Annotated in this window: 13 protein-coding genes and 9 tRNA genes; 19 read left to right on the forward strand and 3 right to left on the reverse strand. The window is 46.6% G+C overall.

Features of this window, described 5'->3' with window-relative positions:
* The first annotated feature begins 58 nt into the window (after positions 1 to 58).
* The 17 genes from DPF93_RS13365 to luxS all read left to right on the forward strand — a co-directional run bounded on the left by DPF93_RS13365 (position 59) and on the right by luxS (position 12,136).
* A tRNA-Arg gene (locus DPF93_RS13365) sits at positions 59 to 135 on the forward strand.
* A 30-nt stretch (positions 136 to 165) separates the two neighbouring features.
* Positions 166 to 258: transfer RNA gene (locus DPF93_RS13370), tRNA-Ser, on the forward strand.
* Between the two features lie 69 nt (positions 259 to 327).
* Positions 328 to 404, forward strand: a tRNA-Arg gene (locus tag DPF93_RS13375).
* 56 nt (positions 405 to 460) lie between these two features.
* Positions 461 to 537: transfer RNA gene (locus DPF93_RS13380), tRNA-Arg, on the forward strand.
* 51 nt (positions 538 to 588) lie between these two features.
* Positions 589 to 665, forward strand: a tRNA-Arg gene (locus DPF93_RS13385).
* A 56-nt stretch (positions 666 to 721) separates the two neighbouring features.
* Positions 722 to 798, forward strand: a tRNA-Arg gene (locus DPF93_RS13390).
* Positions 799 to 848: 50 nt separating this feature from the next.
* Positions 849 to 925, forward strand: a tRNA-Arg gene (locus tag DPF93_RS13395).
* 71 nt (positions 926 to 996) lie between these two features.
* Positions 997 to 1,073: transfer RNA gene (locus tag DPF93_RS13400), tRNA-Arg, on the forward strand.
* A 436-nt stretch (positions 1,074 to 1,509) separates the two neighbouring features.
* Positions 1,510 to 1,764: an oxaloacetate decarboxylase subunit gamma gene (locus tag DPF93_RS13405; RefSeq protein WP_114766660.1), complete on the forward strand. Its 255-nt coding sequence runs from the start codon at positions 1,510 to 1,512 to the stop codon at positions 1,762 to 1,764.
* A gap of 30 nt (positions 1,765 to 1,794) precedes the next feature.
* Positions 1,795 to 3,579 (forward strand): sodium-extruding oxaloacetate decarboxylase subunit alpha, encoded by a 1,785-nt coding sequence (gene oadA / locus DPF93_RS13410; protein ID WP_114766633.1) that lies wholly within the window; start codon positions 1,795 to 1,797, stop codon positions 3,577 to 3,579.
* A 9-nt stretch (positions 3,580 to 3,588) separates the two neighbouring features.
* The gene (locus DPF93_RS13415; RefSeq protein ID WP_114766634.1) at positions 3,589 to 4,887 is read left to right on the forward strand and encodes a sodium ion-translocating decarboxylase subunit beta; all 1,299 of its coding nucleotides are present in this window, start codon (positions 3,589 to 3,591) and stop codon (positions 4,885 to 4,887) included.
* A 135-nt stretch (positions 4,888 to 5,022) separates the two neighbouring features.
* A complete protein-coding gene (locus tag DPF93_RS13420; protein ID WP_114766635.1) occupies positions 5,023 to 5,973 on the forward strand; it encodes an NADP-dependent oxidoreductase in 951 nt (316 codons plus the stop codon).
* Positions 5,967 to 6,428 carry a YqaA family protein gene (locus DPF93_RS13425; protein WP_114766636.1) on the forward strand — a complete coding sequence of 154 codons (462 nt, stop codon included), beginning with the start codon at positions 5,967 to 5,969 and terminating at the stop codon, positions 6,426 to 6,428. Before DPF93_RS13420 ends, DPF93_RS13425 begins: the two co-directional genes overlap by 7 nt.
* Positions 6,429 to 6,437: 9 nt before the next feature.
* Positions 6,438 to 9,296, forward strand: coding sequence for a M16 family metallopeptidase (locus tag DPF93_RS13430; protein ID WP_114766637.1), 2,859 nt, complete (start codon positions 6,438 to 6,440; stop codon positions 9,294 to 9,296).
* A gap of 121 nt (positions 9,297 to 9,417) precedes the next feature.
* A complete protein-coding gene (gshA, locus tag DPF93_RS13435; RefSeq protein WP_114766638.1) occupies positions 9,418 to 10,986 on the forward strand; it encodes a glutamate--cysteine ligase in 1,569 nt (522 codons plus the stop codon).
* A 2-nt stretch (positions 10,987 to 10,988) separates the two neighbouring features.
* Positions 10,989 to 11,600 (forward strand): transglycosylase SLT domain-containing protein, encoded by a 612-nt coding sequence (locus DPF93_RS13440; RefSeq protein ID WP_114766639.1) that lies wholly within the window; start codon positions 10,989 to 10,991, stop codon positions 11,598 to 11,600.
* Positions 11,601 to 11,617: 17 nt separating this feature from the next.
* Entirely contained in the window at positions 11,618 to 12,136 is a 519-nt protein-coding gene (luxS, locus tag DPF93_RS13445) for an S-ribosylhomocysteine lyase (RefSeq protein WP_114766640.1), read from the forward strand.
* Between the two features lie 62 nt (positions 12,137 to 12,198).
* Here the strand turns inward: luxS and DPF93_RS13450 are convergent, their stop codons facing one another.
* The gene (locus DPF93_RS13450; protein ID WP_114766641.1) at positions 12,199 to 12,675 is read right to left on the reverse strand and encodes an RDD family protein; all 477 of its coding nucleotides are present in this window, start codon (positions 12,673 to 12,675) and stop codon (positions 12,199 to 12,201) included.
* A 189-nt stretch (positions 12,676 to 12,864) separates the two neighbouring features.
* Here DPF93_RS13450 and DPF93_RS13455 point away from each other — a divergent pair.
* Positions 12,865 to 12,949 (forward strand) — tRNA-Leu (locus DPF93_RS13455).
* A 335-nt stretch (positions 12,950 to 13,284) separates the two neighbouring features.
* On the opposite strand, the gene metC is transcribed toward DPF93_RS13455, so the two are convergent.
* Both metC and DPF93_RS13465 read right to left on the reverse strand, forming a co-directional pair.
* Positions 13,285 to 14,475 carry a cystathionine beta-lyase gene (gene metC, locus DPF93_RS13460; RefSeq protein WP_114766642.1) on the reverse strand — a complete coding sequence of 397 codons (1,191 nt, stop codon included), beginning with the start codon at positions 14,473 to 14,475 and terminating at the stop codon, positions 13,285 to 13,287.
* Positions 14,476 to 14,497: 22 nt separating this feature from the next.
* Complete coding sequence (locus DPF93_RS13465; protein WP_075652295.1) at positions 14,498 to 15,730, reverse strand: dicarboxylate/amino acid:cation symporter; 1,233 nt, start codon at positions 15,728 to 15,730, stop codon at positions 14,498 to 14,500.
* Positions 15,731 to 16,173: 443 nt separating this feature from the next.
* Here DPF93_RS13465 and DPF93_RS13470 point away from each other — a divergent pair, with 443 nt between their 5' ends.
* On the forward strand, positions 16,174 to 16,614 hold the full coding sequence (locus DPF93_RS13470; protein WP_114766643.1) for a MarR family winged helix-turn-helix transcriptional regulator: 441 nt from the start codon (positions 16,174 to 16,176) through the stop codon (positions 16,612 to 16,614).
* Positions 16,615 to 16,673 lie beyond the last annotated feature (59 nt).

The following is a 16,673-nucleotide window of genomic DNA, read 5'->3' on the forward strand; positions in this document are numbered from 1 at the left end:
GCTTCTTCTTTTAGAAGAATTGCTCTTCGGAGCATAGCTTTGAAACAAAGCAAATTGCGCGCTCGTAGCTCAGCTGGATAGAGTACCTGGCTACGAACCAGGCGGTCAGAGGTTCGAATCCTCTCGAGCGCGCCATTCTCTCTTAGAGGGAATAATTAAAAAAACGGTGAGGTGGCCGAGAGGCTGAAGGCGCTCCCCTGCTAAGGGAGTATACGGCTTGATACCGTATCGAGGGTTCGAATCCCTCCTTCACCGCCATTTTTATTGGCCAATAGGTCAATTTTTTTGTTTCAAATCTAATGTTTTGTGATATGCTTCACATCCTGCGCGTCCTTAGCTCAGCTGGATAGAGTACCTGGCTACGAACCAGGCGGTCGGAGGTTCGAATCCTCCAGGACGCGCCACTCTTTAGGTCACAGACCTGATATTGATTAGTGATAATTGATATCGAAAATATTGCGCGCTCGTAGCTCAGCTGGATAGAGTACCTGGCTACGAACCAGGCGGTCAGAGGTTCGAATCCTCTCGAGCGCGCCATTATTAAGGGCTTTAAGTCCTGATAATGATTGAATCATTATCGAAACCCGTGCGTCCTTAGCTCAGCTGGATAGAGTACCTGGCTACGAACCAGGCGGTCGGAGGTTCGAATCCTCCAGGACGCGCCACTCTTTAGGTCACAGACCTGATATTGGTTAGCTTTAATTAATATCGAAAACATTGCGCGCTCGTAGCTCAGCTGGATAGAGTACCTGGCTACGAACCAGGCGGTCAGAGGTTCGAATCCTCTCGAGCGCGCCATTATTAAGGGCTTTAGTCCTGATAGTGATCAGATCATTATCGAAACCCGTGCGTCCTTAGCTCAGCTGGATAGAGTACCTGGCTACGAACCAGGCGGTCGGAGGTTCGAATCCTCCAGGACGCGCCACTTTTCTTTTGAAAAGAATAGGGGTCATAGACCTGATATTGGTTAGCTTTAATTAATATCGAAAACATTGCGCGCTCGTAGCTCAGCTGGATAGAGTACCTGGCTACGAACCAGGCGGTCAGAGGTTCGAATCCTCTCGAGCGCGCCATCATTGAAAGCCTCGCAGAAATGCGGGGCTTTTTTATTAACAATTATTTAGCATAATTGTCACCCTTCATATACAACTAGTTGTTTTTCAAACACTATTTTCAGAACTTTTAAGCCTATCGCAGTAAAGTCCCTCAAGTTGGAATAACGTGGGATAAACACTAGTTATTTGTTCTTTTTATACCGAATATTCCAGCTTTATGTGATTTGTGTGACGAATATTTCGCCAGAAATGTGCAATATCATAAAGAGTGCCTTAAACAAAATTGACAAAATTTAATCAATCGAGATAATCCTAGTCCTCTTGTCGGGATCATAGGAAGCATCCAACGGCAATGTGAGTACGATTTCGTACCGCCACAGTTAAGTGATAAGTCTCATAAAATAACAGCTTGATCACTTAGGCAATTGTCAGGATGACAAAGAAAGGACGCAAAATGGACAATATTGGAAGCCAATTATTTGATGCTGCCACCCTAATGGTTACAGGGATGTCGGTAGTATTCATTTTCCTCACAATTCTTGTATACCTCGTTCGGTTGATGTCTCGCTTAGTGCCAGAGGAAGTGCCAGAGCCGATTTCTACCCCAGTACAAAATAAATCAGTTCAATCATCTTCTGCTGTCAGCCCGAAGGTCGTAGCGGCTATCTCTGCCGCGGTACACCAGTACCGTACCTCTGCAGCTAAATAGCAATTAAAGGATTAAAAGGAGTTAATGAGCATGTCTAAACCACTAGCTATCACTGATGTGGTACTTCGTGACGCCCATCAATCACTATTTGCTACGCGTATGCGTATCGAGGATATGTTACCGATTGCCGCTGAGCTGGATAAAGTCGGTTACTGGTCTTTAGAAACATGGGGCGGCGCGACATTTGACTCATGTATTCGCTTTTTGGGTGAAGACCCATGGGAGCGCCTACGTGAACTGAAAAAGGCAATGCCGAACACACCAATGCAGATGTTACTGCGTGGTCAAAACTTACTGGGCTATCGTCATTACGCCGATGACGTAGTTGAAAAATTTGTCGAGCGTGCCCACGCCAATGGTATGGATGTTTTCCGTATTTTTGATGCGATGAACGACGTACGTAACTTCCAAAAAGCAGTCAAAGCGACTGTGGATGTTGGTGCACACGCTCAAGGTACTCTCTCATACACAACCAGCCCTGTGCACAATGTTGACACTTGGGTGGATTTGGCGAAACGTCTGGAAGATCTTGGTTGCCACTCGCTGTGTATTAAAGATATGGCGGGGCTGCTTAAGCCTTACGAGGCAGAAGAGTTGATCACGCGTATCAAAGCGTCGTGTGATGTGCCGCTTGCGCTGCACTGCCATGCGACCACTGGTCTATCAACCGCAACGGCAGTTAAAGCGGTCGAAGCTGGCGTTGATATTCTTGATACTGCGATTTCATCAATGAGCTGTACTTACGGTCATACGCCAACCGAAACTGTCGTAGCGATGCTGCAAGGCACTGAACGTGACACCAACCTAAACCTTGATCAGATTGAACCGATTGCTGCTTACTTCCGTGATGTACGTAAGAAGTACGCTAAATGGGAAGGTCAGCTTAAAGGTGTTGATTCACGTATCCTGATTGCTCAAGTACCAGGTGGTATGTTGACCAATATGGAAGGTCAGCTAAAAGAGCAAGGCGCTGCGGATCGTATTGATGAAGTGCTAGAAGAGATCCCGCGCGTACGCCAAGATCTTGGCTTTATTCCTCTGGTTACGCCAACGTCACAGATCGTCGGTACACAAGCCGTGATCAACGTGCTAACCGGCGAGCGCTACAAGAGCATCACCAAAGAGACTGCCGGTGTACTAAAAGGTGAATACGGTGCTGCGCCTGCGGAAGTGAACGCAGAGCTGCAAGCTCGCGTGCTAGACGGCGCTGAGCCGATCACTTGCCGACCAGCGGATCTGCTGGAAGCGGAATTGAATAAACTGACGGATGATCTGCTAGCGAAAGCCAAAGAAGAGGGCATTTCATTGGCAGAAGATACCGTCGATGATGTGCTAACTTACGCGCTATTTCCGCAAGTCGGTCTCAAGTTCCTTAAGAATCGTCACAACCCAGAAGCCTTTGAGCCAGCACCAGGTAAAGAAGCGCCAGCTCCAGTTGCGGCGCCTGCAGTAGCTCCTGCCGCAGGTGGTATTGAGACTTACAGTGTCAAAGTTGACGGTCAGGTTTACGATGTTGAAGTTGGACCGCAAGGGCAACTGACTTCAGTCGCGCCTGCAGCAACGCAGGCAGCTCCAGCGGCAGCGCCAGTTGCTTCTGGTAATGTTGAAGCGGTACCTGCGCCTCTAGCGGGCAACATTTTCAAAGTGAACGTCCAAAGTGGCTCTGAAGTTGCTGAAGGTGATGTGTTGTTGATCCTTGAAGCGATGAAGATGGAAACTGAAGTACGCGCTGCTCGCGGTGGTGTGGTTCAGGATCTTCACGTCAAAGAAGGTGATTCAGTCGTCGTTGGCGCTCCGCTATTAAGCCTTGCGTAAGGGAGTACCATGGAAGGATTATTAACTCTCTGGTCTGAGACTGGTATTGCTAATTTTGAGTTTGGTCAGCTGTGTATGATCGCAGTTGGCTGTACTTTGCTTTACTTAGCGATTCGTAAAGGCTTTGAGCCGCTGTTGCTATTACCGATCGGTTTTGGCGCTATCTTGGCCAATATTCCAGTGGTTGGTTTAGCCAACAGTGCGGTAGTCAATGCGATTGCCGCAGGGGATATCAAGTTATTGACTGAGTTTGCTTCGGTACTTGGCGTAACGGATATTTCAGCTGAAGCGATTAAAGCCGCGTACAAAATGGCAGAGCCAGAGCAATTGACCCTACTCGAGTCGTTAGCCAGCAATGCTAAGTTTAACGATGGCACGCTGTACACTTTCTATAAAGTGGCCGTTGCCTCTGGTATCGCACCGCTGCTGATCTTTTTGGGTGTGGGAGCAATGACGGACTTTGGTGCCTTGATCGCTAACCCAAAAACCTTGTGGCTTGGTGCAGCAGCGCAGTTTGGTATTTTTGCTACGCTATTTGGCGCGATTTTACTCAACTATGTGCCTGGTATGGAGTTCTCGATGCCAGACGCTGCGTCTATCGCGATTATCGGTGGTGCAGATGGTCCAACGGCAATTTTCCTTGCCAGTAAGCTATCACCTGATTTGCTTGGAGCCATTGCCGTAGCGGCATACAGCTACATGGCATTAGTGCCAATCATTCAACCGCCGATTATGAAAGCGTTGACGACGCCAGAAGAGCGTAAAATCAAGATGGCTCAACTGCGTCATGTCGGCAAAACAGAGAAGATCCTCTTCCCATTGGCAGTGTTGATGATGGCGATTTTGTTCTTGCCTTCGGCAACGCCTCTGGTCGGTATGTTCTGTTTAGGTAACTTGATGCGTGAAGCGGGTGTGGTTGATCGCCTATCGAAGACGGCGCAAAATGAGCTTATCAATATTGTTACCATTTTCTTGGGCTTAAGTGTTGGTTCTAAGCTGCAAGCCGAAGAGTTCTTAAACATCGAAACTCTGGGTATTCTTGCGCTTGGTGCGGTTGCCTTTAGTATCGGTACCGCTGGCGGCGTATTGATGGCGAAGCTACTCAATAAGTTCTCTAAAGAAGACATCAACCCACTGATTGGTGCTGCGGGCGTTTCTGCGGTACCAATGGCAGCACGTGTGGTGAACAAAGTTGGTTTGGAAGCAAACCCACAGAACTTCTTGTTGATGCACGCGATGGGACCAAACGTAGCGGGAGTATTAGGATCAGCGGTTGCCGCTGGTATCTTGCTTGCACTTGTAGGCTAGTAAAACCTTGTTACTCAAGCTTAAGCGATAACTTGGTTAATTTGCGATCAGGTGGTTAACCTCGATAAACAAAATGTTATATATTCAAAGGGATGCTTCGGCATCCCTTTTTTACATCAATAAGGACAGCTTGATATGGAAAATAAGCAAATCGCAATTCCCCATTTTGGAGAGCCGGATGTGCTCGCCATTCAATATACGCAAATCCCGCAGCCTCAAAAGGGCGAGGTGCTGGTGAAAGTGGCGTTTGCGAGTGTGAACCCAATTGATGTAAAAACACGTGCCGGGCTCGGATGGGCGGCGGCGCAAAACAAAGATAACCTACCTTGGGTGCCGGGCTATGATATTTCTGGTTCGGTGATTGAATGCGGCGAAGCGACTGAGAAATTTGATCTCGGCGATAAAGTCGCGGGTTTTATTGGCTTCCCTTTACAAGGCGGGGGCTACAGTCAATACGTTACCGTACCGGAAAGCAGCTTAAGCCGAGTGCCTGAAGCGGTTACTCTTGAAGCGGCAGCCGCGCTTCCGCTTGCTGGGCAAACTGCAATCCAAGCGTTGGATAAAGTGTCTGTGCAAGAAGGTCAGCGCGTATTGATTTTAGCTGGTGCTGGCGGTGTTGGACATATTGCGGTGCAATTGGCGGTGGCAGCAAAAGCAGAAGTGTTTACCACTTGTGGTGAAAGCAACTTAGACTACATGGCGACACTTGGCGCGCACGCGATTAACTACCGTTTTGCCCCGGTCTCGGAGCGAGTTGAAGAAGCTGATGCCTTGATTGATCTTGTCGGTGGTGATGCTGCGCTCGATGCGCTTAAATGCTTAAAAGATAATGCTAAAGTGGTGACGGTGCCGACTTTAAGCGCTGAGCTTATTTGCGAAAAAGCTAAGTTACTCGGCTTTGAAGCAACCGGCATGTTGGTTGACCCAAATCGCGAACAGCTCGACGCGATGCTTTATTTAGTTAGCGTCGGGATGTTGAAAGCGGAAATCTATCAAATCTACCCGATGGATCAGGTGGTGGAAGCCCATAAACAAATGGAAACAGGGCACACACGAGGAAAAATTTTGTTGGATATGCAATGCTAGAAACGTTTAATACCGCGTTTCAATCTATCGCCTTATGGTTTTCTGATTCAGCACTGTGGGTTCTTTTTTTTAGCGGATTACTCAGTGCGACATTATTACCTGGAGGCTCAGAGGCAGGTTTAATCGCTACTTTGAGCCTAAATCAATATTCTCCCGCTATGGTTATAGTAGTGGCGACACTTGGTAACACTTTAGGTGGGCTGACCAACTATTGGCTTGGTCTTTGGTTACCAAATCGAACTCAAAACGAAAAACATGGTCATAAAGCGATACAGTGGTTACAAAAGTATGGCTACTGGAGTTTGTTTTTTAGTTGGTTACCTATTATTGGCGACCCTTTATGTCTCGCAGCAGGTTGGCTTCGAATGAAGTTTTGGCCAAGTTTTTGGCTAATCTTATTCGGTAAAGCTTTCCGTTATTCTTTGCTTGCTGCCTTGTTCTACGGTCTGTTCTAAGGAAATACGATGAGAAAGTTTCTAATCGGTGCCGTTTCTCTTACCGCTTTGTTCGGTTGCACCTCAAATATCGATTATTCCGTACCGTTCTTTTCTTCTCTTCCACCAGGCGTCACGCTAGTTGAAGAGGTAGATGCTGTCGCAGGTAAAGCGACCATCCCTTACAGTAAATATAAACTCGACAATGGCTTAACCGTTATTCTCTCACCGGATCACTCTGATCCTCTAGTGCATGTTGATGTGACTTATCATGTTGGTTCTGCTCGTGAAGAAATCGGCAAATCTGGTTTTGCGCACTTTTTTGAGCACATGATGTTTCAGGGCAGCGAACATGTTGGCGATCAAGAGCATTTTCGTTTGATCACCGAAGCGGGGGGTAGCCTAAATGGCACGACCAATCGTGATCGTACTAACTACTTTGAAACTGTGCCTGCCAACCAGCTAGAAAAGATGTTGTGGTTAGAGTCTGATCGCATGGGCTTTTTGCTGGATGCGGTTTCACAGCGTAAGTTCGAGATACAGCGTGACACGGTGAAAAATGAACGCGCGCAGAATTTCGATAATCGACCTTATGGTTTGATGTGGGAGAAAATGGCTGAAGCTATGTACCCAGAAGGTCATCCATATTCTTGGCAAACCATCGGTTATGTTGAAGATTTGGATCGAGTAGACGTGAATGATCTGAAAGCGTTTTTCTTACGTTGGTATGGTCCAAATAATGCGGTGTTGACCATCGGTGGCGATATCGATGTTGATCAGACATTGGAATGGGTAAACAAATACTTTGGCTCGATTCCACAAGGTCCAGCGGTTGAGCAAGCAGATAAACAGCCAGCCACTTTGACAGAAGATAAATTCATTACCTTAGAAGATCGCATTCAACAGCCGATGGTACTTGTTGGCTGGCCAACTCAATACCGCGGTCATCAAGATGAGATGGCGCTGAACGCTCTGGCGTCTGCACTAGGAAGTGGCGCCAATTCACTGCTTTATCAAAAGCTAGTCAAAACGCAAAAAGCGGTGGATGCTGGAGCTTTCCAAGATTGTGCTGAACTGACTTGTAACTTCTATGTTTACGCTATGGCACCATCGGGTGATAAAGGACAATTAAAACCGCTGTATCAAGAGATGATGCAGGTGTTGTCGGATTTTAAAGCGCAGGGCATTGCTCAAGAGCGCTTAGATGAAATTACCGGTATGTCAGAGTCTTCAGCGGTATTTGCACTACAAAGTGTCAGTGGCAAAGTGTCACAGTTAGCTTCCAATGAGACTTTCTACGGGCAGCCAGACCGACTACAAACTCAGCTTGAACGTATTCGCGCCGTGACACCTGAGTCAGTGATGGACGCATACCAGAAGTACATCAATGGTCATCACAAAGTGACGTTAAGTGTTGTGCCGCGCGGTAAATTAGACTTTGCGGTTCAGTCTGCCACATTTACTACACCAGAGCGCACTTTGCCTGAGTATCAAAAGCTGACCGATAGTGACTTAGACTACCGCCGTCCGGTTGATTCCTTTGATCGCTCAGTGATGCCGCAAGTGGCTGAAGCAGTGAAAGCGGAAATGCCACAACTGTACCGCGTGTACTTTGATAATGGTGTTGAGTTGCTAGGCACGGTGAGTGATGAAACCCCAACGGTGCAAATGGATATTCGTTTGCCCGCAGGAGAGCGTTACGCCAAGCCTGGACAAGAAGGGATTGCCAATCTTACTGCCGCCATGATGCAAGAGGGCACGCAACAGTCGAGCCTAGAAGAGTTGCAGGCAAGGCTTGATAAGCTGGGCAGCAGCGTGTCAATTGAGGCTGGCAACTACACCACGACAATTTCGTTGGCGAGCTTAGAGAAGAACTTGCCACAGACATTGGCGATTGTTGATGAGGTGCTATTCAAGCCAGCGTTTAAGCCGCAAGACTTTGAGCGCGTTAAAAAGCAGATGCTTGAAGGGCTGGTTTATCAACATCAGCAACCGAGTTGGTTAGCTTCGCAGGCGACTCGCCAAGTGTTGTTTGATGGCTCGATTTACCAGCGCCCAAGTGACGGTACTGCTGAATCAATGAGTAAATTGACGCTTGAGGACGTCAAAGCCTTCTATCGCCAGCATTACACTCCGCAAGGTGCACAAATTGTGGTGGTGGGTGATATCGGCAAATCGGCAGTGGTATCGCAGCTAGCGTTTATTAAGAGTTGGCAAGGTGAAGTAGCGCCGCTGCTCAATCCGCAGGTTGTAAAGCCTTTGCAAGGTCAGACGATTTATCTGGTGGATAAGCCAGGGGCGCCGCAAAGTGTGGTGCGTATGGTGCGCCAAGGGCTGCCGTTTGATGCCACTGGTGAAGTTTACCTGACCCAATTAGCCAACTTTAATTTGGCGGGCAACTTCAACAGCCGTCTTAACCAGAACTTGCGTGAAGATAAAGGCTATACCTATGGCGCGAGTGGCTACTTGGCTTCAAATCGCGAAGTTGGGGCAGTGATCTTCTCGGCGCAAGTTCGAGCTGATGCGACAGTCCCTTCGATTGTTGAGATGGAAAAAGAGCTTAAACAGTACAGCGAAAACGGCATGACCGAGCAAGAGCTGAACTTTATGCGTTTAGCTGTCGGGCAGCAAGATGCACTTAAGTATGAAACACCAGCTCAGAAGGCGCGTTTACTTGGTAGCATTTTAACCTTTAGCTTGGATGAAGATTATCTACAACAAAGAAACGAAATTGTCGAAACAGTCAACAAAGATGGACTAGATGCGTTGGCTAAGAAGTGGTTTAATCCAAAAGACTACCAAATTATTGTTGTTGGTGATGCGAAAAGGTTAAAACCACAGCTGGAATCGTTACAGATTCCTATCAAAGAGCTTGAAATTGTCCAGTAAAGGACACATAAAGAGAGCATGTTGGTAGGGCGAATTATCGCCCTACAGTATGTATTGAGCCAGTTCTCGCTATATCGACACTATCATATAGCTATGGACCACAGATTAAGGCGACTCAGTTTTGACAGATTTTGCTGCGCGTTTAGAAAAAGTTGCCCGCAACCCCGAAGTATTTAAAAACTTTGGTCGCGGTGTAGAACGAGAAACCCTGCGCTATAAACAAGGTGGTAATCTGGCGACCACCCCACATCCTAGTGGCTTAGGCTCTGCATATTCCAATAACTGGATTACTACCGACTTTGCTGAGTCGTTATTGGAATTTATCACCCCAGTCTCTCAAGATATCGATACACTGCTGGCTCAGTTAGAAGATATTCATCATTTCACCCAAACCAAACTAGAGGGTGAGAAGATGTGGCCGCTTTCGATGCCTTGCTACGTTTCTGACGAAGACATCATCAACCTTGCTCAATACGGCTCATCGAACTCAGGTAAGATGAAAACGCTGTATCGTGAAGGTTTAAAGCGCCGTTACGGCAGTTTGATGCAAATTATCTCAGGTGTGCATTTTAACTTCTCATTCCCTGAAGCGTTTTGGGATGCTTTGCATGGTGAGCAAGATGAAGATGCGCGCCAAGCGACTAAGTCTGCGGGCTATTTTGCTTTGATCCGTAATTACTACCGCTTTGGTTGGTTAATTCCATTTTTCTTTGGCGCGTCACCTGCTTTGTGTTCATCGTTTATTCAAGGGCGTGAGACCAAACTGCCATTTGAAAATATCGGTAAAACACTCTATTTACCACAAGCGACATCATTGCGTTTGAGTGATTTGGGCTACACCAGCAGTGAGCAAAGCGTCCTTAAAATTGGTTTTAACAGCATTGAAGAGTACCTAGAAGGGCTCAACAGCGCGATTCGTTTACCTTCAGCTGAGTTTGCTAAGATTGGCGTTAAAGTGGATGGCGAGTATCGTCAGCTCAACAGTAACGTGCTGCAAATTGAAAACGAACTGTATGCGCCGATTCGCCCTAAACGCGTGACACAAAAAGGTGAAAAACCATCAGAGGCATTGACTCGCGGTGGTGTTGAGTACATCGAAGTTCGTTCATTGGATGTGAACCCATACAGCGCGATTGGTATCGACAAAGACCAAGTCCGTTTCCTTGATCTGTTCCTGACATGGGCTGCGCTTAGCGACTCTGAACCGATGGATTTCTGTGAGCAAGCTTGCTGGCGTGAAAACTGGAATAAAGTCGTTGTAGAAGGTCGTAAAGTTGGTCTTGAGCTACAAATTGGCTGCAAAGGCGAAGTGCTGACTCTGCAAGAGTGGGCTAAACGCGTGTTTGTTGAATTGGTGGAAGTAGCGAAAGCGATGGATAAAGTGCAGGGTGGTGATGAATACCAAGCAGTGTGCGACAAGCTACTCACTTGGATTGATAACCCAGAGCTGACGCTTTCTGGTCAAGTGCTGGCAGACACCAAAGCGCATGAGGGGCTAGGCAACTTAGGTCGCACCTTAGGTCGTAAATACATCGAGCAGCATTTAGCACATCAGTATCGAGAATACTCACTGGAAGAAATGGAAGGTGAGGTAGCTCGCTCTGTGGAGGCTCAGCGTGCTCAAGAAGCCTCTGATACGCTTAACTTCGATGATTTCTTAGCGGACTATTTCTCTTATTTGAAGCAGTAATCATGACCAAAGAAAGGATTCTGAAACTCGCTCTTTTTGTTAGCGTGGCTGGCTTAGCTGGCTGCGCGACACCACCACCGAGTAATCAAAGTAACATTTGTGCCATCTTTCGGGAAAATCCCGATTGGTATGATGATGCTGTCGATATGCAAGAAGAGTGGGGCACGCCGATTAATGTCGCGATGGCATTTGTAAAGCAAGAAAGTAGCTTTCGCCATGATGCCAGACCACCGAAAGATTACCTGTTAGGGTTTATTCCATGGGGACGTGTCAGCAGCGCCTATGGCTATGCGCAAGCGCAAGATCCTGCATGGGAAGATTTTCAAAAAGCGACCAATCACGGAGGGTCGCGCACCAGTTTTGATGACTCGTTAATGTTTATTGGTTGGTATACCTCTGAAACGCAAAAGCAATTGGGCATTTCTAAATGGGATCCATACAACCAATATTTAGCGTATCATGAAGGTCGTGGTGGGTATAAACGCAAAACCTATCAAGGCAAGCCTTCACTGATTCGCGTCGCGCGTAAAGTGGAGCAACAAGCAAAGGATTATGGTTGGCAACTTAAACAGTGCCGCCAAGAGTTGGAAAATAATAGAAGCTGGTTTTTCTAACTAGCAGGAGAGGGATGATGCCATTATTAGATAGTTTTACCGTTGACCACACGCGCATGAATGCACCTGCGGTACGTGTCGCAAAAACCATGACAACGCCAAAAGGTGACACCATTACCGTGTTCGACCTGCGTTTCACTGCACCAAACAAAGACATTTTGTCAGAGCGTGGTATTCATACTCTAGAGCATCTCTACGCGGGCTTTATGCGTAATCACTTAAACGGTGAAAGCGTAGAGATCATCGATATCTCACCAATGGGTTGTCGCACTGGCTTTTACATGAGTTTGATTGGGACGCCTGATGAGCCACAAGTGGCTACTGCATGGCTAGCGGCAATGCAAGATGTGCTTAAAGTTGAAGACCAAAACAAAATTCCTGAGCTGAACGAGTACCAATGTGGTACAGCAGCAATGCATTCACTCGATGAAGCAAAGCAAATTGCTGAAGCAATTATCGCGGCGGGAATTTCGGTCAATAAAAACGATGAACTGGCGCTGCCAGAGTCAATGCTCAATGAATTACGCGTTGATTAATCCATCGCTGAAAACAAAAAGGAAGGCATTATGCCTTCCTTTTTTCGTTCTAGAGCTGGTTATTACTGCGCTTTAGGTAGCACCACGACTTGGGTTTTTGCCCAGATATCGTGAAAGCCACGTTTTTGCGGATCGAGCGGCACGGTAAAGTTAGCCAAACCAAAGCCAGAGGTTGCTAAGCGAATAAGTGCTTGCGTGACTGTGATTCGACCGCCTTGTAAGTTACGCACTTGGATTTTCCATGCGCGCATGCCAAGAGTTTGCCCGGCACGCGTCCAGAAAAAGACAAAGAAGTAAACCCACACGGCTGCCAGATAGAAGGTGTACAGTGGGCTCCAAACCGGATGATTGGTTAATAGGTCACTGACATCAACATAAGGCGCAATATTAATTAGGTTCATTGCCATAAGCGCGTGTAAAACCGCGATCACGACACCGGCTGCCATCATTTCAATTGCAAGAATAATCAGGCTGTCATAAAACAAAGCGCCTAAACGGCGCATTAGCCCCGCGGGTGGAAGTGGCTGCTGGGTACTCATACTGTCACTCAATTTAGAAAATAGCCGTCAGGATAATGTTTCACATCTCATGTGAAAAGAGAGCTTGCGCACAGGTTAATGTTTTGTGGCGAAATTATCAGCAAACGATAGTGGTTTCAGTCTTTTGCACTTGCACGATACGTGTTGTTACGTATAATGCCAAACATCAAGAGGCAATAGCCTTAAGATGCCGGTATGGTGAAATTGGTATACACGACGGATTCAAAATCCGTTGCCTTCGGGCGTGGCGGTTCAAGTCCGCCTACCGGTACCATATTTAAACGATAGAGCCTCAGCTTTTGCTGGGGCTTTATTGTATTTGAGGTTTGTGAGTTTAAAATCCAGCGTGGCGTGTCGAACGCGACCCCGGTTAGTCCACCACAGGTCCCATATTTAGAAAGGTCGCTTTTATAGCGACCTTTCGTCGTTTTGGGCATTTGAAAATTAGTGAAATTCAATATCCGGCGTGACGTCATTGAGTTTATAAGGGATGTAAAAACTGAAGGAAATGAAATTCAACTAGAGCGAGCTAGCAAGGGTATTACTTGCCTATTGCGTGATACAAAAAAGCCCCGACAGAGTCGAGGCTTGAAAGAGTTAATCTAGCGATTATTTGTAGATGCGGTCAAAGCCTGCTTCTAGGTCTTCGATTAGGTCACCCACATTTTCTAGACCAACGTGGATACGAATCAACGTACCTTCAAAGTCTACAGGGTTTGCTGGGCGAATAGCATTAAGCTCTTCAGGTTGGTTGGCTAGAATCAGTGACTCGAAGCCGCCCCATGAGTAAGCCATAGAGAAGTGCTTAAAGTTATCCAAGTACAGCTCTAGCTCTTCTTGCGATAGCTTCTTGTTGAGTACGAAGCTAAATAGACCGTTACAGCCTTTGAAGTCACGAACGTAGAACTCATGACCTTTACAGCTTGGTAGTGCAGGGTGGTTAACCACTGCTACTTCTGGGCGTTCCGCTAGCCAGCGAGCCACTTCGATACTTGCTTTCTCGTGTTGAGCAAGACGAATACCCATAGTACGTAGACCGCGAGAGGCAACGTAAGCAGTATCGGCATCCACCATTTGACCCATTAGGTAAGAGCGCTCTCTTAGGCGATCCCAGCAACGTTCGTTACTCACTGCAGTACCTAGCATCGCATCTGAGTGACCGATGATGTACTTAGTACCCGCTTGGATAGAGATATCGATGCCGTACTCAAGTGCAGGGAATAGGATACCCGCAGCCCAAGTGTTATCGATCATGATGATGATCTCTTCATTGATAGCGCGAATTGCTTTCACAATCCCTGGGATGTCTTGTACTTCCATCGTGATTGAGCTTGGTGACTCAAGGAAAACCACTTTGGTATTGTCTTGTACTAGCTCAGCTATCTTTTCGCCCACACTTGGGTCATAGTAAGTGGTCGAAACGCCCATATCTTTCAGTACGATGTTACAGAAATCTTGGGTTGGTTCGTACGCGGCACCAGTCATTAGAACGTGGTCGCCAGACTCAACGAAGGCTAGAATCGAGTTAGAAACAGCCGCTGCACCACATGGGTATAGGTAACAACCCGCGCCACCTTCTAGCTCACACATTGCATCTTGCAGAGCAAAGTGAGTAAGAGTGCCACGGCGACCGTAGAACAGCTCGCCTTTCGCGCGGTTTGCCGTTGCGTGTTTCTTCTGTTGCACACTTTCAAATACTAGAGACGATGCACGTTGAATAACTGGGTTTACTGAACCTTGCAGAAAGCGTGGTTTACGACCTGCGGTTACTAATTTGGTTTCCATGTTTTTACTAGTCATAAGATAACTCTCTTTGTATTTATTATGCTAACTGCTGTTCTGTGTTTTGTTGTGTTTGTGCTTCTTTTTTGCCCATGAAACGCTCGACGATTTGCGTCGCGTTTAGGTCGTGAATCACGTTTAGTAGTGTTGCTGGTGCATCAGTGATGGTGCCGATTACTACCAACATTGGGATTACTTCTAGTGGTAGACCTAGTGTGGTTACGATGAAGATCTCACCTAGGAAAGCACCACCAGGTACGCCGCCTACGATGATTGCTGATAGAACAGCGATGATCATAGTGGTAACGAATACGTCGAATGTGAAAGGCATGCCCAGTACTGCGTAGATGAAGACAATCTTCAGTGCAGCAATCATCGCTACGCCACCTTTGTTTAGGTTCACCAGTAGCGGTAGACAGATATCAGCGATCTCTTCTTTGATACCCATGTTTTTCGCCGCGCGAATCGTTACCGGTAGCGTACCTAGAGAAGAACAAGTACCTAGTGCTGTGATTGAAGGCTCTGCTGCGTTTTTCCAGAAAGCTTTCACGCCTTTTACGCCACCACCGATGTATGAGTAAACAACTGAGCCAATAACGAAGTAAATTGCTGCTGTTACGAAGAACAGGATAGATGCGCTAGCGAATGTGCTTAGTAGTTCAGTGTCTTGCTCAGCCATAGTTGCTGCGAAGAATGCGCCAAGACCTAGTGGTGCACCTTTCATGATAAGGCCAACGATGTTCATTACGACTTCGTTCGCGCTCTTTAGTAGCTCAGCGATCACTTTGCCACGTTCACCGGCTTGACCAATCGCAATACCGCCAAGAACAGACATGATGATCAGTGCAAGGATGTTTGATTTAGATAGCAGACCAACGAAATCGTTAGTTGTGAACATGCTTACGAAGTCCATGCCACCTTGACCGCCAGTGAACTTCTCGTTCAGGTCAATAACTACGCCTTGTGCAGGATCGAAGATAGACGCAACACCGATGATGCCTAGAGCCGGGATTGCTGCCATAGTGATTGAAACAACCAATACTAGACCAAGCAGTTTGCCTAGTTTCTTAAGGTCAGTCATTTCAGCAATGGATGACATTACGCTAATGCCCACTAGAGGCACGATGATCATAAATAAAAGGTTTAAGAAAATTTGCCCGATAGGCTTAACTTTTAGCGCAAGTTCAGGAGATACGATGCCAAGTGTTGCACCAGCAACAAGAGCGAGCAACAAAACGATTGACGAGCGGTAGGGTTCTAGTTTTTTCCACATATTTTTTTACTCATTTATATTGGATTAAATGGTTTAGTGACTACACTAAAATGGTATAATCACTAAACTAAATGAGCAAAGCCTCAATACCTATTTAGTGATAGAACTCTAAATAAACTATTGAAGCGTGATCGGGTTAACATTTGACCGTTCACATGGTTATTGATGAGTGTTAACTCTCGATGCATATCAACTTACGCGTGTTAACAAACTCAAGTGTTTCTGCTAATCAAAGATAAGTAGAATCATCAATATAGAGGGATTGTCGCTGGTGGATAAAACGATTACATTGCCTGCGTTATTACAAAATACTCATTCTGATAGTCAGTTAGAGGATTTGGTGTTTGCTCAATTGGCGGCAGTTTTATCGTCCATATCGGCGTTATTCGCTACGGTGAGGTAACCAATGCCATTGCTGAAAATTAATTAAAAAGTGAGAGTTGATGAAGGATCTAACAGAAATCAGCCATTTGATGGACACGCTCAATATTGTCGCAGACAAAATTTCTGCGTACGGCAAGATCAGTCGACCATATGGAACGGAAGACAGCTTGCTAGTGCATGAAGTACATATAATTGATTATATTGGCCGACACGATATCGTCACCGCGTCAGATATTGTCTCAGTGACCTACAAAACTAAAGGCGCGATATCGCAAACCTTGAATAAGCTGGCGGAGCTTGGCTTGATTGATCGAACCGAGCATCCAGACGATAAGCGCAAGCAGCGATTGATCTTAACTGAAAAAGGCATGGTGGTGTTTGATCATCACAAGGAAAAAGACTTGGTTGCCTATTCTCGCTATCAGAGCCGACTCGAGGGAGTGAGTGATGAAGATTTGCGTACTGCCAACGCGATCATAAAAATCATCTTCAAGCTTTAATCCACTCGATTTTTTTGCTGTTTCCTTGCGTGATCAATCCCCTCAGACAAGGTCGTGAG

This window comes from Vibrio rhodolitus (assembly GCF_003350325.1).
GTDB classification, from domain to species: Bacteria; Pseudomonadota; Gammaproteobacteria; order Enterobacterales; family Vibrionaceae; genus Vibrio; species Vibrio rhodolitus.